At 71.6% G+C, this 25,601-nt stretch carries 24 protein-coding genes; 6 read left to right on the top strand and 18 right to left on the bottom strand.

The window, feature by feature from the left end; translation table 11 throughout:
* Positions 1–33 precede the first annotated feature (33 nt).
* Positions 34–705 (bottom strand): transglycosylase family protein, encoded by a 672-nt coding sequence (locus ACSHXC_RS30300; protein WP_438294597.1) that lies wholly within the window; start codon positions 703–705, stop codon positions 34–36.
* A gap of 505 nt (positions 706–1,210) precedes the next feature.
* Between ACSHXC_RS30300 and ACSHXC_RS30295 the strand changes: the two genes are divergently transcribed.
* Together ACSHXC_RS30295 and ACSHXC_RS30290 are read left to right on the top strand one after the other, a co-directional pair.
* Positions 1,211–1,984, top strand: a complete 774-nt coding sequence (locus ACSHXC_RS30295; protein ID WP_438294596.1) for a hypothetical protein — start codon at positions 1,211–1,213, stop codon at positions 1,982–1,984.
* Between the two features lie 127 nt (positions 1,985–2,111).
* Positions 2,112–2,504 carry a hypothetical protein gene (locus ACSHXC_RS30290; protein WP_438294595.1) on the top strand — a complete coding sequence of 131 codons (393 nt, stop codon included), beginning with the start codon at positions 2,112–2,114 and terminating at the stop codon, positions 2,502–2,504.
* Positions 2,505–2,538: 34 nt separating this feature from the next.
* On the opposite strand, the gene der is transcribed toward ACSHXC_RS30290, so the two are convergent.
* From der to ACSHXC_RS30270, 4 genes are all read right to left on the bottom strand, one after another.
* Positions 2,539–3,987 (bottom strand): ribosome biogenesis GTPase Der, encoded by a 1,449-nt coding sequence (der, locus tag ACSHXC_RS30285; RefSeq protein ID WP_438294594.1) that lies wholly within the window; start codon positions 3,985–3,987, stop codon positions 2,539–2,541.
* A 70-nt stretch (positions 3,988–4,057) separates the two neighbouring features.
* Complete coding sequence (locus tag ACSHXC_RS30280) at positions 4,058–4,645, bottom strand: lysophospholipid acyltransferase family protein (protein ID WP_438296908.1); 588 nt, start codon at positions 4,643–4,645, stop codon at positions 4,058–4,060.
* Between the two features lie 107 nt (positions 4,646–4,752).
* A complete protein-coding gene (gene cmk / locus ACSHXC_RS30275) occupies positions 4,753–5,460 on the bottom strand; it encodes a (d)CMP kinase (RefSeq protein ID WP_344375655.1) in 708 nt (235 codons plus the stop codon).
* 157 nt (positions 5,461–5,617) lie between these two features.
* Complete coding sequence (locus ACSHXC_RS30270; protein ID WP_438294593.1) at positions 5,618–6,703, bottom strand: prephenate dehydrogenase; 1,086 nt, start codon at positions 6,701–6,703, stop codon at positions 5,618–5,620.
* Between the two features lie 270 nt (positions 6,704–6,973).
* On the opposite strand from ACSHXC_RS30270, the gene ACSHXC_RS30265 reads away from it, so the two are divergent.
* From ACSHXC_RS30265 to ACSHXC_RS30255, 3 genes are all read left to right on the top strand, one after another.
* Positions 6,974–7,309 (top strand): DUF952 domain-containing protein, encoded by a 336-nt coding sequence (locus tag ACSHXC_RS30265; protein ID WP_438294592.1) that lies wholly within the window; start codon positions 6,974–6,976, stop codon positions 7,307–7,309.
* A gap of 209 nt (positions 7,310–7,518) precedes the next feature.
* Complete coding sequence (locus ACSHXC_RS30260; RefSeq protein WP_438294591.1) at positions 7,519–7,998, top strand: Rieske (2Fe-2S) protein; 480 nt, start codon at positions 7,519–7,521, stop codon at positions 7,996–7,998.
* Positions 7,999–8,015: 17 nt separating this feature from the next.
* The gene (locus ACSHXC_RS30255) at positions 8,016–8,792 is read left to right on the top strand and encodes a nucleotidyltransferase domain-containing protein (protein WP_438294590.1); all 777 of its coding nucleotides are present in this window, start codon (positions 8,016–8,018) and stop codon (positions 8,790–8,792) included.
* Between the two features lie 7 nt (positions 8,793–8,799).
* Here the strand turns inward: ACSHXC_RS30255 and ACSHXC_RS30250 are convergent, their stop codons facing one another.
* From ACSHXC_RS30250 to ACSHXC_RS30190, 13 genes are all read right to left on the bottom strand, one after another.
* On the bottom strand, positions 8,800–9,813 hold the full coding sequence (locus ACSHXC_RS30250) for an ADP-ribosylglycohydrolase family protein (protein ID WP_438294589.1): 1,014 nt from the start codon (positions 9,811–9,813) through the stop codon (positions 8,800–8,802).
* On the bottom strand, positions 9,810–10,589 hold the full coding sequence (locus tag ACSHXC_RS30245; RefSeq protein ID WP_386038576.1) for an NUDIX hydrolase: 780 nt from the start codon (positions 10,587–10,589) through the stop codon (positions 9,810–9,812). The genes ACSHXC_RS30250 and ACSHXC_RS30245 overlap by 4 nt, the downstream gene beginning before the upstream one ends.
* On the bottom strand, positions 10,586–11,668 hold the full coding sequence (locus tag ACSHXC_RS30240; protein ID WP_438294588.1) for an AAA family ATPase: 1,083 nt from the start codon (positions 11,666–11,668) through the stop codon (positions 10,586–10,588). The genes ACSHXC_RS30245 and ACSHXC_RS30240 overlap by 4 nt, the downstream gene beginning before the upstream one ends.
* Positions 11,665–12,261, bottom strand: coding sequence for a nicotinamide riboside transporter PnuC (pnuC, locus tag ACSHXC_RS30235; protein WP_438294587.1), 597 nt, complete (start codon positions 12,259–12,261; stop codon positions 11,665–11,667). The genes ACSHXC_RS30240 and pnuC overlap by 4 nt, the downstream gene beginning before the upstream one ends.
* 159 nt (positions 12,262–12,420) lie before the next feature.
* The gene (locus ACSHXC_RS30230) at positions 12,421–13,584 is read right to left on the bottom strand and encodes a pseudouridine synthase (protein ID WP_438294586.1); all 1,164 of its coding nucleotides are present in this window, start codon (positions 13,582–13,584) and stop codon (positions 12,421–12,423) included.
* Positions 13,584–14,204: an SMC-Scp complex subunit ScpB gene (gene scpB / locus ACSHXC_RS30225; RefSeq protein WP_053723367.1), complete on the bottom strand. Its 621-nt coding sequence runs from the start codon at positions 14,202–14,204 to the stop codon at positions 13,584–13,586. Before scpB ends, ACSHXC_RS30230 begins: the two co-directional genes overlap by 1 nt.
* Positions 14,201–15,286, bottom strand: coding sequence for a segregation and condensation protein A (locus ACSHXC_RS30220; protein WP_438296906.1), 1,086 nt, complete (start codon positions 15,284–15,286; stop codon positions 14,201–14,203). Before ACSHXC_RS30220 ends, scpB begins: the two co-directional genes overlap by 4 nt.
* A 108-nt stretch (positions 15,287–15,394) precedes the next feature.
* On the bottom strand, positions 15,395–15,940 hold the full coding sequence (locus ACSHXC_RS30215; protein ID WP_438294585.1) for a hypothetical protein: 546 nt from the start codon (positions 15,938–15,940) through the stop codon (positions 15,395–15,397).
* A complete protein-coding gene (locus ACSHXC_RS30210) occupies positions 15,925–17,043 on the bottom strand; it encodes a ParA family protein (protein ID WP_053723364.1) in 1,119 nt (372 codons plus the stop codon). The genes ACSHXC_RS30215 and ACSHXC_RS30210 overlap by 16 nt, the downstream gene beginning before the upstream one ends.
* Positions 17,044–17,447: 404 nt before the next feature.
* Entirely contained in the window at positions 17,448–18,563 is a 1,116-nt protein-coding gene (gene ald / locus ACSHXC_RS30205) for an alanine dehydrogenase (RefSeq protein WP_189962313.1), read from the bottom strand.
* 163 nt (positions 18,564–18,726) lie between these two features.
* Positions 18,727–20,754 (bottom strand): tetratricopeptide repeat protein, encoded by a 2,028-nt coding sequence (locus ACSHXC_RS30200; RefSeq protein WP_438294584.1) that lies wholly within the window; start codon positions 20,752–20,754, stop codon positions 18,727–18,729.
* Positions 20,755–20,922: 168 nt separating this feature from the next.
* On the bottom strand, positions 20,923–21,549 hold the full coding sequence (locus tag ACSHXC_RS30195; protein ID WP_438294583.1) for an NUDIX domain-containing protein: 627 nt from the start codon (positions 21,547–21,549) through the stop codon (positions 20,923–20,925).
* Positions 21,550–21,641: 92 nt separating this feature from the next.
* Entirely contained in the window at positions 21,642–23,318 is a 1,677-nt protein-coding gene (locus tag ACSHXC_RS30190; protein ID WP_438294582.1) for a CTP synthase, read from the bottom strand.
* Between the two features lie 424 nt (positions 23,319–23,742).
* Here ACSHXC_RS30190 and ACSHXC_RS30185 point away from each other — a divergent pair, with 424 nt between their 5' ends.
* Entirely contained in the window at positions 23,743–25,548 is a 1,806-nt protein-coding gene (locus tag ACSHXC_RS30185; RefSeq protein WP_438294581.1) for a glycoside hydrolase family 15 protein, read from the top strand.
* The last annotated feature ends 53 nt before the right edge of the window (positions 25,549–25,601 follow it).

The following is a 25,601-nucleotide window of genomic DNA, read 5'->3' as shown; positions in this document are numbered from 1 at the left end:
CCCCGTCCGGACGGCCGGACGGGGCTCTGGGCCTCAGATCTTCAGCTGCTGCCCCGGGAAGATGAGATCCGGGTCACCCCCGATGACGGACCTGTTGGCCGCGTACAGCGCCTCCCACCCGGTGCCGTGGGCAGCCGCGACGGCGGACAGGGTGTCGCCGCTCCGGACCGTGTAGGAGCCGCCGGCCGGGGCGGCGGGCGCGCTCTCCGTGCGGAGCGGGGCGGTGCGCGGCTGTGGCGCCGGCGCCTTGTGCGGCTTCGGGGCGGCCTGCTGCGGGCTGCTCTCGGCCTTCTTCTGTGCGGGCTTGTGGGCGGGCTCGCCCGCATCAGGGGCGCTGCCGTACGCCCCCGCCTGGCGCGAGCAGACCGGCCACGCGCCCCAGCCCTGCGAGTGCTGGACCTTGGTGGCGACGGCGATCTGCTGGGCCCTGCTGGCCTTGTCGGCGGTGGAGGCGTATGCCCCGCCGCCGTGCGCCCGCCAGGTCCCGGCGGCGAACTGGAGCCCGCCGTAGTAGCCGTTGCCGGTGTTGATGTGCCAGTTTCCACCGCTCTCGCACTGGGCGATGCGGTCCCACACACCGCTGTCCGCCGCGGAGGCCGGACCGGCGACGCTGAGCAGGGCCAGCGGTGCCACGACTGCGGCCCCGATCAGCACTGCCGTCCCACGCCTGCGTATGGAGCTGGAACCACTGGTACCAACAGACATGAAATCCCTCTCGAAGGACCCGGGGTCCCCCTGGGCGGCGCGGCCTTCGGCGCGTCCGGCGCCTCGTTCCGTGCCGCCCCCGCCCACCGGAAGGTCGTAGCTGGCTGTGCGGCCGGCGGGCGTTCCCGGGCGGTGCTCGATGCACACGGCGGTGGAATCTAGGGACCCGCACGCTCCGGCATCAACCAATGCCCCGTCATTCCAGGCCAGTTGCCCGTTACCGGGAGTATCGTCGATTTCCGGACACCCACTTGATGCGCGGATATCGTCATTTGTCGACCTGTCGTCGAAGTGATCTGTGACTCAGCTCACCCACTCAACTTCCATGTGGCCCACAGGTGTTGACAGGGAGTGAAGGGTTCCGCGGGTGAATTCACCCTCCGCTGGGGACGGTTCGATTCCGTTCGCCTTCGCGCGTGACCCCGGCCACAGATCGCCCGTTGTCGTTTGTACGAGAGAAGCCGGGAACCGCCCGGCGCATCCACTCAGTTCCTAGGAGCCACCCGTGCCGCGCATGCTCGACGTCAGTGAGGACGTCCGCGCCGAGATCGGCGACGAAGAAGCCGAGCGGCTGCTCGCCGGCGAGAACGCCCCGGGCAGCTACGACTGCACCTCCTGCCGCACGCCGGGCGACTCCGAGCAGGAGCGCACCAGCACCGTCCTGTTCGTCGGCGAGGAGACCGCCGTCCTCGCCTTCGCCCACGCCAGCTGCATCCCCTCCCAGGTCGTCCAGGTCGCCGAGGAGCAGCTCCAGGGCGCCGTACGCTCCATCACGGGCGCGGAGCCGGCCGGCGGGGCGCCCGAGCAGGCGGTCCTCGGCATCACCAGCGGCCTGGTGCTGATCGAGGGAGATCTGCACCCCGCGCTCGTCGTCGAGCCGACGGGGCCTATCGTCCGGCCGGGCTCCGGCGGCAGCACCGACGAATTCCTCCCGCTCCTCATCGAGCAGGGCTTCGTGCCGGTGACCGACATGGGGCGGCTGCCCTCGGTGCTTCCGGGCTGGTCCGTGCTGCTCGCGATGGGCCAGCTGCACGCGGTCCTGCAGCCCGGCACCGGCGGCGGCAGCAGCTCGGTCTCCTGGTGGCAGGCGCACCAGCCGCTCCAGGTGACGGACGGCTGGCGGGCCGCGGCCAACAAGTCCCAGCGCGTCCTGGTCTTCGCGGCCCCGGTCGGCATGATCGGCCAGCAGCCGCGCGAGGACCTGCTCAGGGACGCCCTGGAGAAGGCCGCCGCCGACGGCCGCCTGGTGGCCGCCGCCATGCCGCTCGCCGGCACCTGAGATGTCCCGCGCGCCCGCCCCGGCCGGTACGGGGTGGGCGCGGAAGGGGCGTGGGCCATCCGGCCCTGCGCTACCGATAAGCCGAAACACCCCGCATCCCCGGCCGTACGGGGTCGTTGGCACATACGTGCACACATACGACCCGCCCCGCCAGCCGTACCAGGCCCAGATCCCTGCCATGCGCCCCTCGGGCGACGCATCGGGAGCCCACTCCCCCACGTCCCCCACGCCGATCTACGACGCGCTCTACTCCGAGTACCTCAGGTCCTTCCGCACCCTCCCCGGTGACCGGTCGGGTGAGGAGGATCTCGGGTTCACCGCGTTCGGAGCGCTCGGCGGCGGGTTCACCGCGGTGCACGGCAACCGCGCCGGCCAGCAGACCGGCCACCAGACCCAGCACTTCCCCGTCACGTACGCCGGGAACTGGCATCTGCACCCCGCCATGAACGCGCACGGGCGGCAGTACGCCGGGCACCAGGTCCCGGCAGCACTGCCGCCCGGCCCCCGCAGGGGCCTCTAGCCCTCCTCGCGAAGGGCCCGCTCCCGCAAGGGGGTTACTTCTTACGGCCGCGCTTCTCTCGCACCCGCACCGAGATGTGGATCGGGGTGCCCTCGAAGCCGAACTCCTCGCGCAGCCGGCGCTCGATGAAGCGCCGGTAGCCGGCCTCGATGAAGCCGGAGGCGAAGAGCACGAACCGCGGCGGCTTGGTGCCCGCCTGCGTACCGAACAGGATGCGCGGCTGCTTTCCGCCGCGGATCGGGTGCGGGTGGCCGGCCACGAGCTCGCCGAGGAAGGCGTTGAGACGACCGGTCGGGATCCGGGTCTCCCAGCCCGCCAGGGCCGTCTCGATCGCCGGGACCAGCTTCTCCATGTGGCGGCCGGTCAGCGCGGAGACGTTGACCCGGGGCGCCCAGGCGACCTGCTGCATCTCGGTCTCGATCTCGCGCTCCAGGTAGTAGCGCCGCTCCTCGTCGAGGGTGTCCCACTTGTTGTACGCGATGACCAGCGCGCGCCCGGCGTCCACGGCCATCGTGATGATGCGCTGGTCCTGCACGGAGATCGACTCGCTGGTGTCGATGAGGACGACCGCGACCTCCGCCTTCTCGACGGCGGCGGCGGTACGCAGCGAGGCGTAGTAGTCGGCGCCCTCCTGGAGGTGGACGCGGCGGCGGATGCCGGCCGTGTCGACGAACTTCCAGGTGATTCCGCCGAGTTCGATCAGCTCGTCGACCGGGTCGCGGGTGGTGCCGGACAGCTCGTTGACGACGACCCGCTCCTCCTTCGCGACCTGGTTCAGGAGCGAGGACTTGCCGACGTTCGGGCGGCCGATGAGGGCGATGCGGCGCGGGCCGCCCACCGCGGTGCCGAAGCGCTGCGGCGGGGCCTCGGGCAGCGCCTTGAGGATCTCGTCGAGCAGGTCACCGGTGCCGCGGCCGTGCAGCGCGGAGATCGGGAAGGGCTCGCCGAGGCCGAGCGACCACAGGACCGCGGCGTCGGACTCGCCGGACATGCCGTCGACCTTGTTCGCGGCGAGCACGACGGGCTTGCCGGCCCGGCGCAGCAGCTTGACGACGGCCTCGTCGGTGTCGGTGGCGCCCACGGTGGCGTCGACGACGAAGACCACGGCGTCGGCGGCCTCGATGGCGAACTCGGCCTGGGCGGCGACGGAGGCGTCGAGGCCGAGGACGTCCTGCTCCCAGCCGCCGGTGTCGACGACCTTGAAGCGGCGGCCGGCCCACTCGGCCTCGTAGGTGACGCGGTCACGGGTGACGCCGGGCTTGTCCTGGACGACGGCCTCGCGGCGGCCGATGATGCGGTTCACCAGGGTCGACTTGCCGACGTTCGGGCGGCCGACGACGGCGAGGGCCGGCAGCGGGCCGTGGCCGGCCTCGTCGATGGCGGCCTCGACATCCTCGACATCGAAGCCCTCTTCGGCGGCGAGCTCCATGAACTCCGCGTACTCGGCGTCACCGAGCGCTCCGTGTTCGTGCTGGTCGTTCATGAAGTCCGTACCTCGTTCATCGTGGTGATCGGTGGATCGCGATCGGGCGGTCCACTACTGAAAGTCTGGCCTAGCGCCCGGTCAGGCGCCTGGCGTTCTCCAGGTGGCCGGTGAGCCGGTCCTGGATGCGGACGGTGGCCTCGTCCAGGGCTTTGCGGGTGCGCCGTCCGCTGCCGTCGCCGGCCTCGAAGGCGTCCCCGAAGACGACGTCGACGCGGCTGCGCAGCGGCGGCAGCCCCTTTATCAACCGCCCGCGGCGCTCGGTGCTTCCCAGCACCGCGACCGGGACGATGGGCGCCCCCGACCGTACGGCGAAGTAGGCGAGGCCGGCCCGCAGCGAGGCGAAGTCTCCGTCGCCCCGGGTGCCCTCGGGAAAGATCCCGAGGACGCCGCCCTGGTCGAGCACGGCCAGTGCGTCGGTGATCGCGGCGCGGTCGGCGACCGCCCGGTCCACCTTGAGCTGGCCGATGCCTTCGAGGAACCGGCCGAGCGGCCCGACGAAGGCTTCCTTCTTGATCAGGAAATGGGTGCCGCGCGGGGCGGTGCCCATGACCATCGGGCCGTCGATGTTGTGGGAGTGGTTGACGGCGAGGATCACCGGACCGCTCGCCGGAACCCGCCAGGCGCCGAGCACTCGCGGCTTCCACAGCCCGTACATCAGGCCGACACCGATCCGGCGCCCGATCTCGGCGCCCCGCTCCGCGACAGGCAGGTGCGTCGCGAAGCGGCTCCATGAGGGGCGGTTGCCGGGCGGCGGGAGGGCCGTCACTTGGTGGCCTGCTTCTCCTCGATGAGGGTGACCACGCACTCGATGACCTGGTCCAGGGTGAGCTCGGTGGTGTCCACCTCGACCGCGTCGTCGGCCTTGGCCAGCGGGGAGGTCTTGCGGCCGGAGTCGGCCGCGTCCCGCTTGATCAGGGCTTCCCGGGTGGCCGCCACGTCGGAGCCCTTGATCTCGCCACTGCGGCGGGCCGCGCGTGCCTCGGGGGACGCGGTGAGGAACACCTTCAGGTCGGCGTCGGGCAGCACGGTCGTGCCGATGTCACGGCCCTCGACCACGATGCCCTGCCCGGCGCCCGCGGCGATGTCGCGCTGGAGCTGGGTGATCAGGGCCCGCACCTCGGGGACGGCGCTGACCGCGCTCACCTTGGACGTGACGTCCTGGGTGCGGATCGGCCCGGAGGCGTCCTCGCCGTCGACGGTGATGGTCGGCGCCGACGGGTCGGTGCCGGAGACGATCACGGGCTTGGCGGCCGCGACGGCGATCTCCGCCGGGTCGTCGATGTCGATCCCGTTGCTGATCATCCACCAGGTGATCGCCCGGTACTGGGCTCCGGTGTCCAGATAGCTCAGCCCCAGCTTGGCGGCGACCGCCTTGGAGGTGCTGGACTTGCCGGTGCCGGAGGGGCCGTCGATGGCGACAATCACTGCTGCCGGAGCGGTCCGGGCGGCGCTTTCCACGGTGACGGACACCTTCCTGTCGATGGCGACACAAGGTTATCACTGCCCGGGCGGCCCACGGCCTGCCGGAGCGGTCCGGGCGGCGCTTTCCACGGTGACGGACACCTTCCTGGTACGGGGCGGGGCCCCCGCCCCGTACAAGGTTACTGCAGCGCGGCGGCCCACGGCCTCACTGCCGGATCGACCAGCCCCGCTCCCGCAGCGCGGCGGTCAGGCCGGGGGCCGCGGCCGGCTCGACCATGAGCTGGACCAGACCCGCCTGCTGGCCGGTGGCGTGCTCGATGCGGACGTCCTCGATGTTGACCCCGGCCCGGCCCGCGTCCGCGAACAGCCGCGCGAGACCGCCCGGCTCGTCACTCAGGAGCACGGCGACGATCTCGTACGTGGCGGGCGCCGCGCCGTGCTTGCCGGGCACCCTGACGCGCCCCGCGTTGCCGCGCCGCAGCACGTCCTCGATGCCGGCGGCGCCGCCGCGCCGCTTGTCCTCGTCGGCGGACTCCAGGGAGCGCAGGGCGCGCACCGTCTCGTCGAGGTCGGCGGCGATCCCGGACAGGACGTCGGCGACCGGGCCCGGGTTGGCGGAGAGGATCTCGACCCACATCCCGGGGTCGGAGGCCGCGATGCGGGTGACGTCGCGAATGCCCTGGCCGCACAGCCGTACCGCCGTCTCGTCGGCCTCTTCGAGGCGGGCGGCGACCATGGAGGAGACCAGCTGCGGGGTGTGCGAGACCAGCGCGACGGCCCGGTCGTGGGCGTCGGCGTCCATGACGACCGGCACGGCGCGGCAGAGCGCGACCAGTTCGAGCGCCAGGTTGAGCACCTCGGTGTCGGTGTCCCGGGTCGGCGTGAGCACCCAGGGCCGGCCCTCGAACAGGTCGGCGGTGGCGGCGAGCGGGCCCGAGCGCTCCTTGCCCGCCATGGGGTGGGTGCCGATGTACGAGCTCAGGTCGCAGCCGAGCGCGAGCAGCTCGCGGCGCGGGCCGCCCTTGACGCTGGCCACGTCGATGTACGCGCGGGCGATCCCGTCCCGTATCGCCCCGGCCAGGGTCTCGGCCACGTGCGCGGGCGGCACGGCCACGACGGCGAGGTCGACCCGGCCCTCGGGCGGCTCGTCCGTGCCGGCGCCGAGCGCGGCGGCGGTGCGGGCCTGGCCCGGGTCGTGGTCGGCGAGGTGCACGGTGATCCCGCGGCTCGCGAGGGCCAGGGCGGCGGAGGTGCCGATCAGGCCGGTACCGATGACGAGGGCGGTTCTCACTGGGCGATGTCCTTGCGCAGGGCGGCGGCGGAGCCGAGGTAGACGTGGGCGATCTCGGCCTTCTTCGTTCCCGTTCAGCGTAGTCAGCGTCACCGACATCGCGGACGCGGCGGCCGCACTGCGAGACGGGGACGGCCGCCGCGTGCCGTCCGCGCCACAGGTTCCGCCACCGGATCAGGTCCTTCGGGGACCCCGTCGTTCCGGCTCCGCCACTTGGGCGAACCGCGTCCCGGGGAGCCGCTCGGGGCGGGGCTGCGGTAGAACCGACGGATGATCCTGCACGTGGTTCCCCTGGACGAGTGGTCGGCCGCCTCCGGCCTGCCCTACACCCCGCCCTCGCTGGCCGCCGAGGGCTTCGTGCACTGCTCGGCCGACGAGGCCTCCGCGCTGTCCGTCGCCGACGCCCACTACCGCGATGTGCCCGGCCCGCTCCTGGTCCTGCGCATCGACGAGTCGGCGCTGGCCGCGGAGGTCCGCTGGGAAGGCACCGGGGACGTCCTGTTCCCGCATGTGTACGGGCCCGTCGAGCGGGCGGCCGTGACGGCGGTCCTCGAAGTACGCCGGGACGCCGAGGGGCGCGCGCTGGGCCTCACGCCCCGGATGTGACCCCGGGGGACCTGTTCCCGGCCCGGGCGACGGGGTTGGGTGAGTACGCGCGGGGGACATCCGGGCCGTCGGTGCTTCGTCCCGGGGGCATTCGACGCCAGGATGCTCCTGCCGCACGTGCTTCCGGACGGACGGGACGAAGACCTCCGGCCGGCCGGAGGTTCGGCGTGACGGCTTCATGTTCGGCGTGACGACTTGAGGAGCACACGATGGACGCAGTCAACAGCCGCAGGACGGTACTCGTGGCCGCGGCCGGAGCGGCGGCCCTGGCGGGCTGTTCGAACTCCGGGGACGGCGGCGGAAGTTCGACGCCGCCTCCGACGGTCACCGGTTCCGCCGCCCCGGGCGAGGCGGACCCGCCCGCGAGCTCCTCCGGCCAGTCCAGCCCGCCCGCCCAGGCCGGCAAGGTCCTCGCCAAGACCTCGGACATCCCGGTCGGCGGCGGCAAGGTCTTCGCGGAGCAGAAGGTCGTCGTCACCCAGCCGGAGGCGGGCACCTTCAAGGGCTTCTCGGCGATCTGCACCCACCAGGGCTGCACGGTCTCCAGCGTGTCCGGGGGCACCATCAACTGCCCCTGCCACGGCAGCAAGTACCGGATCGCGGACGCCTCGGTGACCAATGGACCCGCCCAGCGTCCACTGCCCGCGCAGCAGATCACCGTCGAAAAGGATTCGATCCTGCTGCCCTGACCGGCGACCATGAAGCCATGACGCCAGAGGAACTCGTCGCCGGCCACACCATCTACTCCTGCGTCATGGGCTCGCGCGCCTTCGGCCTCGCGACCGCGGAGAGCGACACCGACGTGCGCGGGATCTATCTGGCGCCGACCCCGCTGTTCTGGCGCTTCGAGAAGCCCCCGACGCATGTCGAGGGCCAATGGGGTCTCCCCTGCTCGAACGGAGTTGAGAGCTTGGGGAAAGACGAGCAGTTCAGCTGGGAGCTGGAGCGGTTCTGCGAGCTGGCCCTGCGCGCCAATCCGAACATCCTGGAGTGCCTGCACTCTCCGCTCGTCGAGCACATCGACGACACGGGGAGGGAACTCCTGGCCCTGCGCGGCGCGTTCCTCTCCCGGCAGGCCCACGTGACGTTCGCCCGGTACGCGCTGAGCCAGCGCAAGAAGCTCGACGCGGATGTGCGGCAGCACGGCGCGCCGCGGTGGAAGCACGCCATGCATCTGCTGCGGCTGCTGACGAGCTGCCGTGATCTGCTGCGCACCGGCGAGCTCACCATCGATGTCGGCGCCGACCGCGAGCGGCTGCTCGCGGTCAGGCGGGGCGAGTTCTCCTGGCCGGAAGTGGAGTCCTGGATGACCCGCCTGGCCACCGAGTCCGACGAGGCGGCCGCCACCTCTCCCCTGCCGCCCGAGCCCGACCGGGCCCGGGTGGCGGAGTTCCTGTTCCGGGTGCGCCGCGAGTCAGCCCTCAAGGCGGACACGTACGAGGAAGTCGTGCAGCGCGTCATTCCCGGCGGCGCCGGGCGGTAGCACGGGCTCAGGCATCCCAGAGGGCCCCCAGGGTCAGGAGTTCGCTGCGGTACTCGATGCGTTCGGCCCACTCCTTGGGCCAGGCCGCGGCTCCCAGGTGGGCGCCCGCGAACGCGCCGGCCAGGCAGGCGATGGAGTCCGAGTCGCCCTGGGTGCAGGCGGCCCGGCGGAGCGCCGTGAGCGGCTCGTCGGGGAAGAGCAGGAAGCAGAGCAGGCCCGTGGCGAAGGCCTCCTCGGCGATCCAGCCGTCGCCGGTCTCCAGGCAGGGGTCGGTCTCGGGCGAGGGGTTGCGCAGCGCCTTGAGCACCCGGTCGAGCGCGTCCAGGCACTCGTCCCAGCCGCGCGCGATGAAGTGGCCGGGCGTCGGATCCTGCGCGTGCGTCCACAGGTCGCCGAGCCAGCGGTCGTGGTACCGGTTGCGGTTCTCGTACGCGTACGAGCGAAGCTGACCGACCAGGCCCATCGGGTCGGCGCCCTGGGCGAGCAGGAACACCGCCCGCGCGGTGAGGTCGGAGGCGGCGAGCGCGGTCGGGTGGCCGTGGGTGAGGGCGGACTGCAACTGGGCGGCGCCCGCCCGCTGTTCCTCGCTCAGGCCCGGTACGAGCCCGATCGGGGCGACCCGCATGTTGGCGCCGCAGCCCTTGGAGCCCAGCTGGCTGGCCTGCTGCCAGGGCAGCCCGCTGTCGAGCTTCGCGCAGGCCACCAGGCAGGTACGGCCGGGGGCCCGGTTGTTCTCGGGCGAGTGGTACCAGTCGACGAACTCCGCGCGGACCGGGCCTTCGAGCCGGGCCGGGCCGAGCAGTCCGCGGTCCATGGCGGTGCGGATGCCGCGGCCGAGCGCGAGCGTCATCTGGGTGTCGTCGGTGACGAACGCGGGGTTGGGCAGCGCCATCTCGCGCCACGGCCCGCACTTGGCGAGGATCGCGGGCACATCGCTGAACTCGGTCGGGAAGCCGAGGGCGTCCCCCAGCGCGAGGCCGATCAAGGCACCGGTCGCCGTCTGTTTCGCAGCACGGTTCATGTCTGTCGTCCCTCCGGGCGCAGAAGGGGCGGATGCAGCGCGGTGGCCGGACCCGCCCGGTAGAGCGCGGCCGGTTTGCCCCGGCCGCCGGTCAGCCGCGAGGCGCCTGCCACCTGCTCGACGAAGCCGGGCGTGGCAAGGACCTTGCGGCGGAAGTTGGGGCGGTCCAGGGCGGTGCCCCAGACCGTCTCGTAGACCTGCCGCAGCTCGCCGAGGGTGAACTCGGGCGGGCAGAACGACGTCGCGAGGCAGGTGTATTCGAGCTTGGCGCCGACGCGTTCGCGGGCGTCGGCGAGGATGTCGGCGTGGTCGAAGGCGAGCTGTCCGCAGGTGCCGAAGGCGATCCACTCGGCGTGCGCCGCGTCGCCTCCGCCGCGCGGTTCGGGCAGGTCGGGCACGAGCGCGGTGTAGGCCACCGACACGACCCGCATGCGGGGGTCGCGGTCCGGCTCGCTGTAGGTGCGCAGCTGTTCCAGGTGCAGCCCGGCCACGACGTCGTCGGGCAGGCCGGTCTCCTCGGCCAGTTCGCGCCGGGCCGCGAGCTCGGCGGACTCGCGCGGCAGCACGAACCCGCCGGGCAGCGCCCACGCCCCCGCGTACGGCTCCTGGCCGCGCCGGATGAGCAGCGCGTGCAGGGCGCCGCCGCGGACCGTGAAGACGGCGAGGTCCACGGTGACGGCGAACGGTTCGAAGGCGTGCGGGTCGTACCCCTCGGGCACGTTTCCCGCCGGCCCCCGGGCGCCCCCCTCCAGGGCCCGGGGGCCGACGGCGGTCATCGTCGCTCCGGCAGCGGGTCGGCGAGGCCCCAGCCCCGCTCAAGCAGCGCGTCGACGGCGGCGACGGCGGTGGCGAGCCGCTCCTCGTGCGGGCCGCGCAATTCGATGAACTCCCGCCCGGTACGGGTCAGTTCGGCCCGGAACCGGTCGGTCATCCAGGGCCGCAGCTCCTCGCCGTCGCGCAGTCCGTCGTCATCGAAGGGCACGCCCTCGTGGTCGGTGAGCAGCCACAGGTGGTGGGCGGCGGCCCGTTCGGCGACGGCTTCGACGCGCGGGTTGCGGCGGCCCATGTAGCGCTCGTGCCACACGGTGGTGGCGAAGGAGTCGGTGTCGCAGAACAGCACGGGCGAGCCGAGCCCGGCCGCGGTGTTCTCGCGCTCGTTCTGCCGCTCGGCGATCACCGGGAACTCGTCCGAGCCGAACTCGACGTCCTCCCACTGCGCCTGCGGGTAGCGGGAGCGCAGGGCGGCGAGCTTGCCCTCGCTGTACTCGCGCCCGTACTCCTCGACCCACCGGGTGCCCGCCCAGGGGCCGCCGCGCTCCCGGTAGTGCCCGGCGAGCGCTCGGGCCATCGTGGTGGTGCCGGTCGACTCGGCGCCGAGCACGACCACGCGCCGGGCGAGCCAGGCCCGTACCGGCGCTTCGAGGAAGTCCCAGGTGCCCACCGGGTCCTTGCGCACGGCCGTGCCGGAGACCGGGAACAGGGTGCGGTCGAGGTCGACGAGGACGTGCTCGGCGCCGAAGCGGCGGGCGAGTTCGCCGCCGTACGACTCGGAGGTGAAGACCGCGTCGACGCGTTCGGGCACGGCGCCCCGGAAGACGGCCATGTGCGCGTCCCATATGCCGGGGTCGTTGAGGTCCATCTCCACGTCGTCGACGGCTCCCAGGACCCGGGCGTCCGGGTGCACCTCGCGCATCCACTGGACCCGCTCGGCCAGCGGAATCGTCTCGACGGAGGCCGCGCACACCAGGACGGTGAGCCGCTCGCAGCGGTCGGCCGCGGTGCGTACGAGATGGTGGTGGCCGGCGTGCGGCGGATAGAACTTGCCGAGGACCAGGCCGTGTTCGTGGGCCTTCATGCCGCCACCTCCGCGAGCCGGGCCGGGCGCGCGCCGAGCTCGCGCCGCCAGCCGCGCAGTCCGACCAGGCACAGGGTCAGGAACCCGGCGTACAGGAGCGAGGTCAGATAGAGCTCCTTGTAGGCGTAGAGCGGGATGTAGACCACGTCCGCCGCGATCCACAGCCACCAGGACTCGACGAGCTTCCTGCACTGCCCGTACGTCGACGTCAGCGACAGGGCGGTGGTGAGCGCGTCCCAGAACGGGACGGTCGAATCGGTGGCCGCGCCGAGCAGGAAGGTGAGCGCCACGGTCCCCACCGCCCCTGCCGCGAGCAGCCACAGCCACTCGGTGCGGGTCATCCGCCGGACCACGAGCGCGCCGGAACCCGATCCACCCCCGTGGGCCCAGGTCCACCAGCCGTACACGGCGAGGGCGATGAAGACGACCTGGAGTCCGGCGTCCGCGTACAGGCCCGCCTGGAGGAACAGCACGATGAAGAACACGTTGTTGGCGAGTCCCACCGGCCAGTTGGCGATGTGCTGCCGGGCCACCAGCCAGACGCACAGCGCGCCGGTCGCGAAGCCGAGGATCTCGGTCCAGGTGAGGCTCACGCCCGCACCTCCTTAATGGTCACTTTGACTATAAAGGTGTCGGGGTGGCCGCACAAGGCCGTTCGGGCGGGCGCACAAGGTGGGGGCGCACGCGACGAAAGAGCCCGGCTCCCCGTACGAAACGGGAAACCGGGCTCTGTCAGCGGGTGTTGGCGGTGTCTAGAGGTCGACCTCGCGCATCAGCATGCCGACCTCGGTGTTGGTGAGGCGGCGCAGCCAGCCGGACTTCTGGTCGCCGAGCCCGATCGGGCCGAAGGAGACCCGCACCAGCTTCTCGACCGGGAAGCCGGCCTCGGCCATCATGCGGCGCACGATGTGCTTGCGGCCCTCGTGGAGCTCGATCTCGACGAGATAGTTCTTGCCGGTCTGCTGGACGACGCGGAAGGCGTCGGCCCGCGCGTAGCCGTCCTCCAGCTGGATGCCCTCCTTGAGGCGCTTGCCGATCTCGCGCGGCAGCGGGCCCGTGATGGCGGCCAGGTAGGTCTTCTTCACGCCGTACTTGGGGTGGGTCAGACGGTGGGCCAGCTCGCCGTGGTTGGTGAGCAGGATGATGCCCTCGGTCTCGGTGTCGAGCCGGCCGACGTGGAAGAGCCGGGTCTCGCGGTTGGTGACGTAGTCACCGAGGCACTGGCGGCCGTCCGGGTCCTCCATGGTGGAGACGACGCCGGCCGGCTTGTTCAGCGCGAAGAACAGGTACGACTGGGTGGCGACGGTCAGGCCGTCCACCTTGATCTCGTCCTTCTCGGGGTCGACGCGCTTGCCCTGTTCGAGCACGATCTCGCCGTTGACCTCGACACGGGCCTGCTCGATCAGCTCCTCGCAGGCTCGGCGCGAGCCCATGCCGGCCCGGGCGAGGACCTTCTGCAGCCGCTCGCCCTCCTGCTCGGCGCCGGGGAAGGTCTTGGGGGTCTTCACGTCCGGCTTGTCGGCGTACCGGTCGCGGTTGCGCTGCTCGATCTTGGCGTCGAGCTCGCGCGGGCGGGCCTGGCCCAGGCGCTGGCCGTGCGGGCCGCGGCGCACCGGGGTACCGCCCTGGGGCGACTTCGGGCCGCCCTTGGCGCCGCCGCGCGCCGAGGCGCCGCGTCCGCTGCGGGGGGCGTCGCCGCCCACGTCGTAGGTGCGCTCCTCGGGGCGCAGGGGGCGCGGCTTGCCGCTGCCGCTCTGGCGCGGGCCGCCGCTCTTGCGCTGGTCGTCGCGCCCGCCACCGGCGCCGCGGTTGCCGCCCCGGCCACCGCCGCCACTGCTGCTGCCGCGGCCGCCGCTGTTGCCACCACGGCTCCCGCCGTTGTTTCCGCTGCTGTTCCTGCCGCTGCTGCTTCGCATCACATTTCCGTCTTGTCGTCTGCGGGGGTTTCCGGCGCGTCCGGCGCGTCCGGATCGAACGACGGCACACCCTCCAGCGTCTCGGCCTCGATCGCGTCCGCCTCGGGGAGGAAGGGCGCGAGCTCCGGGAGCTCGTCCAGGCCTCGCAGGCCCATCCGCTCCAGAAAGTAGTTCGTCGTCCTGTACAGGATCGCACCTGTTTCGGGTTCCGTGCCCGCCTCGTCGACCAGACCCCGCTGGAGCAGGGTCCGCATGACCCCGTCACAGTTCACTCCGCGCACCGCGGAGACCCGCGAGCGGCTCACCGGCTGGCGGTACGCGACGACCGCCAGGGTCTCCAGGGCCGCCTGGGTGAGCCGGGCCTGCTGGCCGTCCAGGACGAAGCCCTCGACGGCGTCCGCGTAGGCGGCCCGGCTGTAGAACCGCCAGCCGCCCGCCACGAGCCTCAGCTCGAATCCGCGGCCCTGGACGGTGTACTCGTCGGCCAGCTCCCGCAGGGCGTCCGCCACGGCTCGCCTGGGCCGTTCCAGGACCTTCGCGAGGTGTTCCTCGGTGGCGGGCTCGTCGACGACCATGAGGACGGCTTCCAGGGCGGGCTTCAGCTCCAGCTCCTCCGTCACGCGTTCTCCTCCTCCGTCACCACTTGGTCGAACTCGTCGGTCACCGTCGGCGCCCCGTCGCCGTCTCCGCCGCTCCAGCGCACCATCAGCTCCCCCAGCGCCTCGTCCTGGTCCAGGACGACGGCCTTCTCGCGGTACAGCTCCAGGAGGGCCAGGAACCGGGCGACCACGGTGAGCGTGTCCGGGGCGTCCTCGGCAAGCACCCGGAAGCTGACCTCCCCGGCCTCCCGCAGCCGGGCCACCACGATCTCGGCCTGCTCCCGCACCGACACGAGCGGGGCATGGATGTGATCGACGTACACCTGCGGCTTCGCCTTGGGCTGCATGGCCTTCACGGCCAGCTTGGCGAATCCCTCGGCACCGATGCTGATGACGACCTCGGGCAGCAGCTCGGCAAGATGCGACTCAAGGCCGACGGTACGGGGGTAGCGGCGCGCTTCCCCGTCCAGTCGCTCACTGAAGATATCGGCGATGCGTTTGTACGCGCGGTACTGCAGCAGCCGCGCGAACAGCAGGTCCCGGGCTTCCAGGAGCGCGAGATCGGCTTCGTCCTCCACCTCGGCGGCGGGCAGCAGCCGGGCGGCCTTGAGATCGAGCAGGGTGGCGGCGACCACGAGGAACTCGGTGGTCTGATCCAGATCCCAGTCGGGCCCCATGCCCCTGATGTGCGCCATGAACTCGTCGGTGACCTTGGAGAGGGCGACCTCGGTGACGTCCATCTTGTGCTTGGAGATCAGCTGAAGCAGAAGGTCGAAGGGCCCTTCGAAGTTGGCCAGCCGAACGGTGAACCGACCGTCACAGGGCCCGGGCTCACTTTGCGTCCCGGCTTCGGCTTCGGCAAGTGCCAACTCGTCGTCGGCCGGGAACGATTCAGTGCCGGGCTGCTCAAATTCAGCCCCTGGGGGTCCCCCCTGGACGTAGTCCTTGGGGGAGTTTGAGGAGCGGGGGTCCGGGGGCGGAGCCCCCGGTGCTGCCCACTCAGCCGCGCCCGACGAACTCCCCCGGAGGCCCGCGGCGGAGCCGCTGAGTGTCACAGCGGGAAGGGGCGGGGTGGGGAAAGGCTCACCCGGCCCCCGCCCCAGCGCACGGCGCCCCGCACGCACAGCGGGGACAGGGGGCTCGTCAGCAGTCGGCAAGAGTGGTCCAGAGGGTGGAGAGGCGGGCGGAGCGGCTCCGCCGCAGGCTAACGGCTACCGCCCCCGAAGACGCCGTACGAGAATGCTCGCGTCGCCCCGCGACTCCAGGTCCGCGAGGACGACGGCGACGGCCTCACGGACGATCCGCCCGCGGTCGACCGCGAGCCCGTGCTCCCCGCGCAGGACCAGGCGCGCGTGCTCCAGGTCCATGAGTTCCTCCGCGGAGACGTACACGGTGATCTTCTCGTCGTGCCGCTCGCGCCCGCTGGGCCGCCGGTTGGCCGCCCGCTGTCGGCGCCGCTGCTGGGCGGTGCCGGAGCCGGCGGAGGAGCCGCCCTGCGCGGGCGTGCGCCGGGTCTTGGAGGTCTCCGTCTCGGCGGAGCCGCGGCTGCGCGGTTCGGCAGAGCCCGAGTCCTCCTCGGCGGCGGTGTGCTCCGCCTCGGGCGCGGGCTCTGCCGCGACGGGCTCGCTCTCGCCCGCCGGAGCCGGCACCCTCGCCTCGCCGTTGGCCCCTCGCCTCGGGGCGGACGGCGAGAGCGCCATCCCCCCGGTCGTACGGAACAGCTCGTCGGCCCCGGGCAGACTCACTCGGCGTGACACCGGGCGAGCACCTCCCTGGCGAGCTGACGGTAGGCGGCCGCGCCGACGGAGTTGGAGGCGTACGTCGTGATCGGCTCACCGGCGACGGTGGTCTCCGGGAAGCGCACGGTCCGGCCGATGACCGTGTGGTAGACGTGGTCGTCGAAGGCCTCGACCACGCGGGCCAGGACCTCCCGGCTGTGCACCGTGCGGGAGTCGTACATCGTGGCGAGGATGCCGTCCAACTCCAGGTCGGGGTTGAGGCGTTCCTGGACCTTCTCGATCGTCTCGGTGAGCAGCGCGACACCGCGCAGCGCGAAGAACTCGCACTCCAGCGGCACGATCACCTTGTGAGCCGCCGTCAGGGCGTTGACGGTGAGCAGGCCGAGCGAGGGCTGACAGTCGATCACGATGTAGTCGTAGTCCTGCATCAGCGGCTTCAGGGCCCGCTGGAGCGTGGACTCGCGCGCGACCTCGCTCACCAACTGCACCTCGGCGGCGGACAGGTCGATGTTGCTCGGCAGCAGGTCCATGTTGGGGACCGCGGTCTTGAGCAGCACCTCGTCGGCCGACATGCCCCGCTCCATGAGCAGGTTGTAGACGGTGAGGTCGAGTTCCATCGGGTTGACGCCGAGGCCGACCGACAGGGCTCCCTGCGGGTCGAAGTCGACGAGCAGCACGCGGCGTCCGTACTCGGCGAGCGCGGCACCCAGGTTGATGGTCGACGTCGTCTTGCCCACGCCGCCCTTCTGGTTGCACATCGCGATGATCTTCGCGGGACCGTGGTCGGTCAGGGGACCCGGGATCGGGAAGTACGGCAGCGGCCGTCCGGTCGGACCGATCCGCTCGCGGCGCTGGCGGGCAGCGTCGGGTGCGAGGGTGGCCGCGTACTCGGGGTCGGGCTCGTACTCGGCGTCGGGGTCGTAGAAGTGCCCCTGGGGCACTTCGTCAAAGTCGGCGAGAGCGGCGGTCTCCCGGCCGCTCTCGTTGCCGGCCGTGGCGTTCACGTGTAGGCCGTCCATCATCCGTGGGGCTGTCGTCATGTGCTGGGTGGTTTCGAAGGTGCGGACCGCGACGGAGCCGACAGCCTCGGGCCCCGAAGGGCTCTGGCCCCGTACGGACATCCCCGCAGGGATTCCTGACTGACCACCTCCGGGAGTAAATGTCGACTCATTCACAAGTCGTCTTACCTCCTTGGACGTGACCAGGAAACTTTATCGATAGGTCAGCGTGGCACCATGCCGACGGTTGGCGACTCTATGGCGTGTCACCGGTCCGCAGCAACACAATCCGCCGGACCCGGCCCGATGTGTCGGCAACCGAACACCACTCTGTCAAGGGCGTACGGGCACTCAGACGCGCGTTTCACCGGTGCGCGAAACGGTTAAAGGGTTACGTTCGAGGCGAGTTGAGCGAGCCTGGCACAGGTGGGCGGAAGTGTCGCGATACACATCCGGCCGGACCTTGGTCGACAAGGTCCGGCCGGATGTACGAGGTTGACGGTCCGGGTTGACGAACCGGCGTTTTGCTAGCCGAGCAGCGCGTGCAGCTCGACCTGGTCCAGGCCGTGGGCCTCGGCGACCGGGCCGTAAACGACCTGGCCGTCATGGGTGTTGAGGCCGAGCGCGAGCGCGGCGTCGCGGCGCAGCGCCTCGACCCAGCCGTTGTTCGCCAGCGACACGATGTAGGGCAGCGTGGCGTTGGTGAGGGCGTAGGTGGAGGTGTTCGGCACCGCGCCCGGCATGTTGGCGACGCAGTAGAAGACCGAGTTGTGGACCATGAAGGTCGGCTCGGCGTGGGTGGTCGGACGCGAGTCCTCGAAGCAGCCGCCCTGGTCGATCGCAATGTCGACAAGGACACTTCCGGGCTTCATCTTGGCGACGAGCTCGTTGGTGACCAGCTTCGGGGCCTTGGCGCCGGGGATGAGCACCGCGCCGATGACGAGGTCGGCCTCGATGACGGCCTTCTCCAGCTCGTAGGCGTTGGAGACGATCGTCTGCACCTTGGTGCCGAAGATCTTGTCGGCCTCGCGGAGCTTGTTGATGTCCTTGTCGAGCAGGGTCACGTGGAAGCCCATGCCGACGGCGATCTGGGCCGCGTTCCAGCCCGAGACGCCGCCGCCGATGACGACGGCACGGCCGGCGTGGGTGCCGGGGACGCCGCCGGGCAGCACACCGCGGCCGCCGGCCGAGCGCATCAGGTGGTAGGCGCCGACCTGCGGGGCCAGGCGACCGGCGACCTCGGACATCGGGGCGAGCAGCGGCAGCTGGCGGTTGGCCGTCTCGACGGTCTCGTACGCGATCGCGGTGGTGCCGGACTCCAGGAGGGCGTCCGTGCACTCGCGGGAGGCGGCGAGGTGCAGGTAGGTGAAGAGCGTCTGGTCCTTGCGGAGGCGGTGGTACTCCTCCGCGATGGGCTCCTTGACCTTCAGCAGCAGGTCGGCGGTGGCCCAGACCTCGTCAGCGGTGGCGAGGATCTCCGCGCCGGCGGAGACGTACTCGGCGTCCGTGATCGAGGAGCCGACGCCGGCGTTCTGCTCGACGAAGACCTGGTGGCCGTGGCGCACGAGCTCGTGCACACCGGCGGGGGTGATGGCCACCCGGAACTCGTTGTTCTTGACCTCGCGGGGGATACCGACCTTCACGTCGATCACGGTCCTTGACTCAGGGGAAAACGGGGGCAATGCGATACATACCCGGCCGCACACGGGCGCACCGGGATACACCGCAGGAAGTTGCGGCTCACCCAGTCTAATGAAGGTCTTCCCGCTGTCTACCCTTACAAAGCTTTAATCTTTGGCCGAAGCACTACGGATTTCGCAGGTCCCCTGCCCTTGACGGCTCATCTTCCAGCAATCTGTCGGCCGTGGCCCGGTGCAGCCGGGCCGCGGCCGGGTCGCCGAGCCGGTCCAGGGTGTCGGCGAGCCTGAGCTGGAGCGCGGCCTCAAGGCGCAGATCACCGGCCTTGCGCGCGGACTCGACCGCCTCGCGGCAGGTGCGCAGCGACTCCTCGGGGCGCCCCGCGTACTCCTGGACCCGGGCCGCCTCGCTCAACGCCCTTGCCTGGCTGGGGAGGTCACCGAGCCGCCGGTATCCGGCCACCGCGGCCCGCCAGCCGCGCAGCGCCTCTCCGTAGCGGCCCGCATACGTGTGCACGGTGGCGAGCCGCCCGTAGAGCCGGGCCTCGTCCGCCCGCTCGCCGCGCGCGAGCCGCTGGGACAGGGCCCGCCCGTACCAGTCGGCGGCCCGGTGCCAGTCGCCCAGCTCCTGGTGGGCGCCGCCTACGGATTCCATCGCACGGCCGGTCGCGTACGGGTCGTTCGCGGCGCGGCCCGCGTCCAGGGCGGCCCGGTAGCGGGCCAGGGCCTCGGCCGTCCGCCCGGCCTCGGCGTCCAGGTCGCCCAGGTTGAGCAGGGCCGCAGCCTTCTCGCGGTGCAGTTCGCGGCGCTCGGCGACGTCCAGGACGAGCTGGTGCAGGCCGTACAGGTCGGGGGCCGCGGCCTCGGCGCCCCGGTGTGCGGCGAGCGCGCGGACCAGCGCGGCCACCAGGCGCCGGGCCAGGGTGTCGAGCTCGCCGTCCTCCACCGCGAGCCGGGCGGCCGCGAGCAGCGCGGGCCTGCGGCCGCGCAGCCAGGCGTCGGCGACGTCCGCGCTGGGGAACCGCAGCGCGCGCGGCAGGCCCGCGAGCTTCCTGCGGGCGGGCGAGCCCTCCGGCTCGGTGACCGCCCGGCAGGACTGGAGCAGCCGCACGGTCCGCTCCAGCATCCGGGCCCGGGCCAGCTGGATCTCGCCGGGCCGGTCCACGCTCTCGCAGAGCGCGCGAAGCAGCGGCGCCAGGGCGCCGGGCACCCGGTACTGCTCGGGCGCGTCCGGGTCCCGCCGCAGCAGGCCGCACGCCACGAAGTCGTCGAGCACCGCCTGGGCGCCCGAGACCGAACAGCCGGCGAGCGCGGAGGCGGTGTGCGCGTCGGCGATCCCCGCGGGGGCGAACGTGAGCAGTCGCAGTATCCGCGCGGCCTGCTGCGAGAGGGAGTCGTACACGAGGCGGAAGGAGCGCGCCAACGGCCGTGCGGCGATGGGGAGTTCGGGCCCGTCGTCGGACATGGTGCGCAGTTGTCTGGCCACGTCGGAGACGGCGGCCTTGGGGCGGGCGCGGAGCCAGCCGCCGGCCAGGACGAGGGCCGCCGGCTGTCCCCCGCACGCCTCGACGAGAGCCTCGGCGGCGCGCGGGTCCACCGTGACGCGGACCGCGCCGGTGAAGCCCTCCAGGAGTTCGACGGCCGACTTCACGTCGAGGCCGCCGAGCGTGCAGGGGCGCACGTCCGGGATTCCGGTGAGCGGCCCCTCGGCGGTGGCCACGACCAGGGACGGGGAGGTGTCGGGCAGGAGCGGGCCGACCTGTTCGGCGTCGGCCGCGTCGTCGAGCAGCACGATCGCGCGGCGGTCCGCGAGCGCGCCGCGGACCAGTTCGGTCAGCTCGTCCTGGCCGGCTCCGGGCGGCGCCGGGACCTTCAGGGCGTCGAGCAGGTCCCGGGCGACCCGGTCGGCCGGTACACGGACCCCGCCGGGTTCGGCGAGCGCAGCCCGCAGGACGCCGTCGGGGTAGTCGCCGGCCACCTGGCGGGCGAGTTCGGAGGCGAGCGCGGTGCGGCCGGATCCGGGTCGGCCGGCGATCAGCAGGACCCGGGCCCGGGGCGACTTCTTCCCTGACAGAGTGTCAAGTCCGGCCCGTTCGATGTCGGCCCGGAGTTCCTTCAACTCCCGCTGCCTGCCCAGGAATTGACCCGTGCGCTGCCCAGCGGCAGCGCCGCCAACGTCCACCGCCTGATCCGTCACGGGCCACGCTCCGTCCGCCTGCGCACCTGGAGACCATGCGGGTCTCCGCACGGTCGGTCCGAGCGTAGTTCACCCTTCGTGACCGTTTGGGCGGAGCAGGGCCCACTTCCGCCCGATGTCGCCCGATCGGATCAGCGGATTTTCAGATCGGTCACCCGCACGGCGGGCTCACTCCTCGAAGGGGCGGGCCGGCCAGGGCGCCCCGGCCGGGCGCAGCGCGTCGACGCCGTCGCCGTTCAGGACCGCAGCCAGCGCGAGGGCACCGACCACCAGGCAGGTGTTGTGCAGCTCCCCCGCGAGGGCGCCCCGTACGAGATCGGCGACCGGGACCCGGGCCAGCTCCATGTCGGCCTCCTCCTCGGAGACCTCGAAGCGCTCGCCCTCCGCCTCGGACAGGTCCCGCGCCAGGAAGATCCGTACGGCTTCGTCGCTGCCGCCGGGGCTCGTGTACACATCGGTCAGGACGTGCCACTGCTCGGCCTTGACGTGCGCCTCCTCGTACAGCTCGCGCTGGGCGGCGTGCAGCGGGTTCTCGCCGGGCACGTCCAGGAGCCCGGCCGGGATCTCCCACAGCTTCTGGCGTACGGGGTGGCGGTACTGGCGCAGCACCAGGACGCGGCCCTCGTCGTCCAGGGCGACGATCGCCACCGAGCCGGGGTGGACCTGGTAGTCGCGCTGGTGGACCGCGCCGTCGGGCATCACGACGTCGTCGGTGCGCACCCCGGTCTTGTGGCCGGTGAACGGGGTGGCACTCGCCACGACCTGCCAGTGTTCGGCGGTGTCCTCGATGGCCATGACGGCGTCCTCCCACAGTGCGCGCACAAAACAGAACCGGGGTACGGCTCCTTTGAAAGGGTCCGTACCCCGGCAACGTTAACTGGTGGTGACTACTTGGCGGGCTTGCCCGTCTTGCGCTCGACGGCCGCCTTGACCAGGCCCGCGAAGAGCGGGTGCGGGCGCGTCGGGCGCGAGCGCAGCTCCGGGTGCGCCTGGGTGGCGACCAGGTAGGGGTGCACCTCGCGCGGGTACTCGACGTACTCGACGAGCTTGTTGTCCGGGGAGGTGCCCGAGAAGACGATGCCCGCCTTCTTCTCCAGCTCCGCGCGGTAGGTGTTGTTCACCTCGTAGCGGTGGCGGTGGCGCTCCTCGACGTAGGGCTGGTCGTCGTAGACCTCGCGGACGATGGAGCCCTCGGCGAGCTTCGCCGGGTACAGGCCGAGCCGCATCGTGCCGCCCAGGTCGCCGGCGCCCTCGACGTAGGCCAGCTGCTCCTCCATCGTCGAGATGACCGGGTGGGCGGTGGCGGCGTCGAACTCGGTGGAGTTGGCGTCCGGGATGCCGGCCAGGTTGCGGGCCGCCTCGATGACGATGCACTGCAGGCCCAGGCAGATGCCGAGCAGCGGCACCTTGTTCTCGCGGGCGTACTGGATCGCGCCGATCTTGCCGTTGACGCCGCGGTCGCCGAAGCCGCCGGGCACCAGGATCGCGTCCACGTCGCCGAGGTGCTTCTTGGCGCCGGCCGGGGTCTTGCAGTCGTCGGAGGTGACCCACTTGACCTTGACGCGGGCCTTGTTGGCGAAGCCGCCGGCCCGCATGGCCTCGGTGATCGAGAGGTAGGCGTCGGGCAGGTCGATGTACTTGCCGACCAGCGCGACGGTCACCTCGTGCAGCGGGTTGTGGACCCGGTCCAGCAGGTCGTCCCACTGCGTCCAGTCCACATCGCGGAACGGCAGGTCCAGCTTGCGGACGACGTAGGCGTCCAGGCCCTCGGTGTGGAGCACCTTGGGGATGTCGTAGATCGACTTGGCGTCGATGGCGGCGACCACGGCGGCCTCGTCCACGTCGCACATCAGCGAGATCTTGCGCTTGATGGACAGCGGCACCTCGCGGTCGGCGCGCAGCACGATCGCGTCGGGCTGGATACCGATGTTGCGCAGGGCGGCGACCGAGTGCTGGGTCGGCTTGGTCTTCAGCTCGCCCGAGGGGCCGATGTAGGGCAGCAGCGAGATGTGCACGACGAAGACGTTGTCGCGGCCGACCTCGTGGCGGACCTGACGGACGGTCTCCAGGAACGGCAGCGACTCGATGTCGCCGACCGTGCCGCCGACCTCGGTGATGACGACGTCGACGTCGTCGGTCGCCATCCGGCGGATGCGGTGCTTGATCTCGTTGGTGATGTGCGGGATGACCTGGACGGTGTCACCGAGGTACTCGCCGCGCCGCTCCTTGGCGATGACCTGCGAGTAGACCTGGCCGGTCGTCACATTGGCGGACCCGTCGAGGTCCACGTCGAGGAAGCGCTCGTAGTGGCCGATGTCCAGGTCGGTCTCGGCGCCGTCGTTGGTGACGAACACCTCGCCGTGCTGGAACGGGTTCATCGTGCCCGGGTCGACGTTCAGGTACGGGTCGAGCTTCTGCATCGTGACCCGCAGGCCCCGCGCCTTGAGGAGCGCACCCAGGCTGGAGGCAGTCAGACCCTTGCCGAGGGAAGAGGCGACACCCCCGGTGACGAAGATGTGCTTGGTCGTCGTGGCTGCGCTGTTTCGCAAAGCCTTGGGCTGCATGGCCAAGAGGGGGCTCCCGTGGTCGCTGTGTGGAATGCGTGCCGGTCACCCTGTGTGGATCTTGTACGGAATCCGTACGCGTTTCCAGGGGTGCCGTCGCTGCGGTTCGGGGCTTTTTTCAGCACCCGGCCACGGGCTACCAGGGTATCAGCGACAGCGGGAGACCGCGTCCGGCCACGCTCTGTATCCGGCTGGTCAGCCCTGAGTACGAGCCTCACCCATTCGGCCCAACGGCGTTCGAGGAAGGCTCAAGCGGATCACTGGGGTGCGTCGTATCCTGCTCGGACACTCGCTTGCCGAGCCACCTGGTAGCACGGGAACACCCCGTCCGTCATCCGGAACATGCGCTCGTTGGCGAACCCTTGACCGCTGTCGCTGTAAGCGCCCCCAGGGGCGGACGTGGCCGTTCGACTGGAGATTGCACGTGGCCGGGCGCATCGAGGATTACGCACTCATCGGAGACATGCAGACCGCGGCACTGGTCTGCCGGGACGGCACGGCGGACTGGCTGTGCCTGCCCCGCTTCGACTCGCACGCCGTCTTCGCCGGACTGCTCGGCACCGAGGAACACGGCTTCTGGCGGGTCGGCCCGGCACACGGTGCCGAGGAACAGCCACCGGCGGCCGACCGCCGCCGCTACCGGGGCGACTCGCTCATCCTGGAGTCCGAGTGGGACACCCCGCGCGGCACGGTGCGGGTGACCGACTTCATGCCGCCGCGCGACGGCGCCCCGCAGCTGATCCGCATCGTGGAGGGCGTCAGCGGCCGGGTCCCGATGCGCTCCATGCTGCGCATGCGGTTCAGTTACGGGCGGATCACCCCGTGGGTGCACAAGGTCGACAACCGTACGGTGGCCGTCGCGGGTCCCGATTCGGTGTGGCTGGACACCGAGGCGGAGACGTACGGCAAGAACCTCACGACATACTCCGACTTCACGGTCTCGCCCGGCGAGCGGGTCGCGTTCACCATCAGCTGGCAGCCCTCGCACCGCGAGGAGCCCGCGCTGCCGGAGCCCGAGGCGTCCCTGGTCGCGACCGAGGACTTCTGGCGGGAGTGGGTGGACCACTGCACCTACCACGGGCCCTACCGCGAGGCCGTGGTCCGCTCGCTGATCACGCTGAAGGCGCTCACCTACGCCCCTACCGGCGGCATCGTGGCCGCGCCCACGATGTCGCTGCCCGAGCACATCGGCGGCGAGCGCAACTGGGACTACCGCTACACCTGGCTGCGGGACGCCGCGATCACCCTGTCCTCGCTGCTGCGCACCGGCTACCGCGAGGAGGCCCGCGCCTGGCGCGAGTGGCTGCTCCGCTCGGTCGCCGGCGACCCCGAGAACCTCCAGATCATGTACGGGATCGCGGGCGAGCGGGAGCTCGGCGAGACCGAGCTCGACTGGCTGCCCGGGTACGAGAACTCGACGCCGGTACGGGCCGGCAACGGGGCCGCCCACCAGCTCCAGCTCGACGTGTACGGCGAGGTCACCGAGGCCCTGCACCTGGCGCACATGACGGGCCTGGCCCGCAACGACTACGCCTCGCTGCTCCAGCTCAAGCTGATCCGCTACCTGGAGAGCCACTGGGACCAGCCGGACGAGGGCATCTGGGAGGTGCGCGGCCCGCGCCGCCACTTCGTCCACTCCAAGGTGATGGCCTGGGTCGCCGTCGACCGCACGATCAAGCTCATCGAGTCCGGCGACGCGGACGGCCCGCTCGACAAGTGGCGCGAGCTGCGCGACGACATCCACCGCGACGTCTGCGAGAAGGGCTACGACAAGGAACGCAACACCTTCACGCAGTCCTACGGCTCGCAGGAGCTGGACGCGTCGTTGCTGCTCATCCCGCAGATGGGCTTCCTGCCGCCGGACGACAAGCGCGTGATCGGCACCATCGAGGCGATCCAGCGCGAGCTGTCCACGCCGGACGGGTTCATCCTGCGCTACCCGACCACGGGCGGCGACGCGGACAACCTGGACGGCCTCCTGGGCGAGGAGGGCGCGTTCCTGGCCTGCTCGTTCTGGCTGGCGGACGACCTCGCGATGATCGGCCGCGTCGACGAGGCCCGCAAGCTCTTCGAGAAGCTCCTGGCCCTGCGCAACGACCTCGGACTGCTGGCGGAGGAGTGGGATCCGCACCTCCAGCGCCAGGTCGGCAACTTCCCGCAGGCCTTCAGTCACGTTCCGCTGATCGACACGGCCCTGCGCCTTACCGCGTCGGGCGCGTACGGCGGCTGACGGAGGGACCGGCCCACGGGCCGTCCCCGAGCTCCCACGGGCGCTCGGAGGCG

Origin of the sequence: Streptomyces sp. HUAS TT7, assembly GCF_051550175.1 — a bacterium.
Taxonomy (GTDB): domain Bacteria; phylum Actinomycetota; class Actinomycetes; order Streptomycetales; family Streptomycetaceae; genus Streptomyces.
Note: the sequence above shows the minus strand (reverse complement) of the source record. Positions and strands in the feature narration are given on the sequence as shown.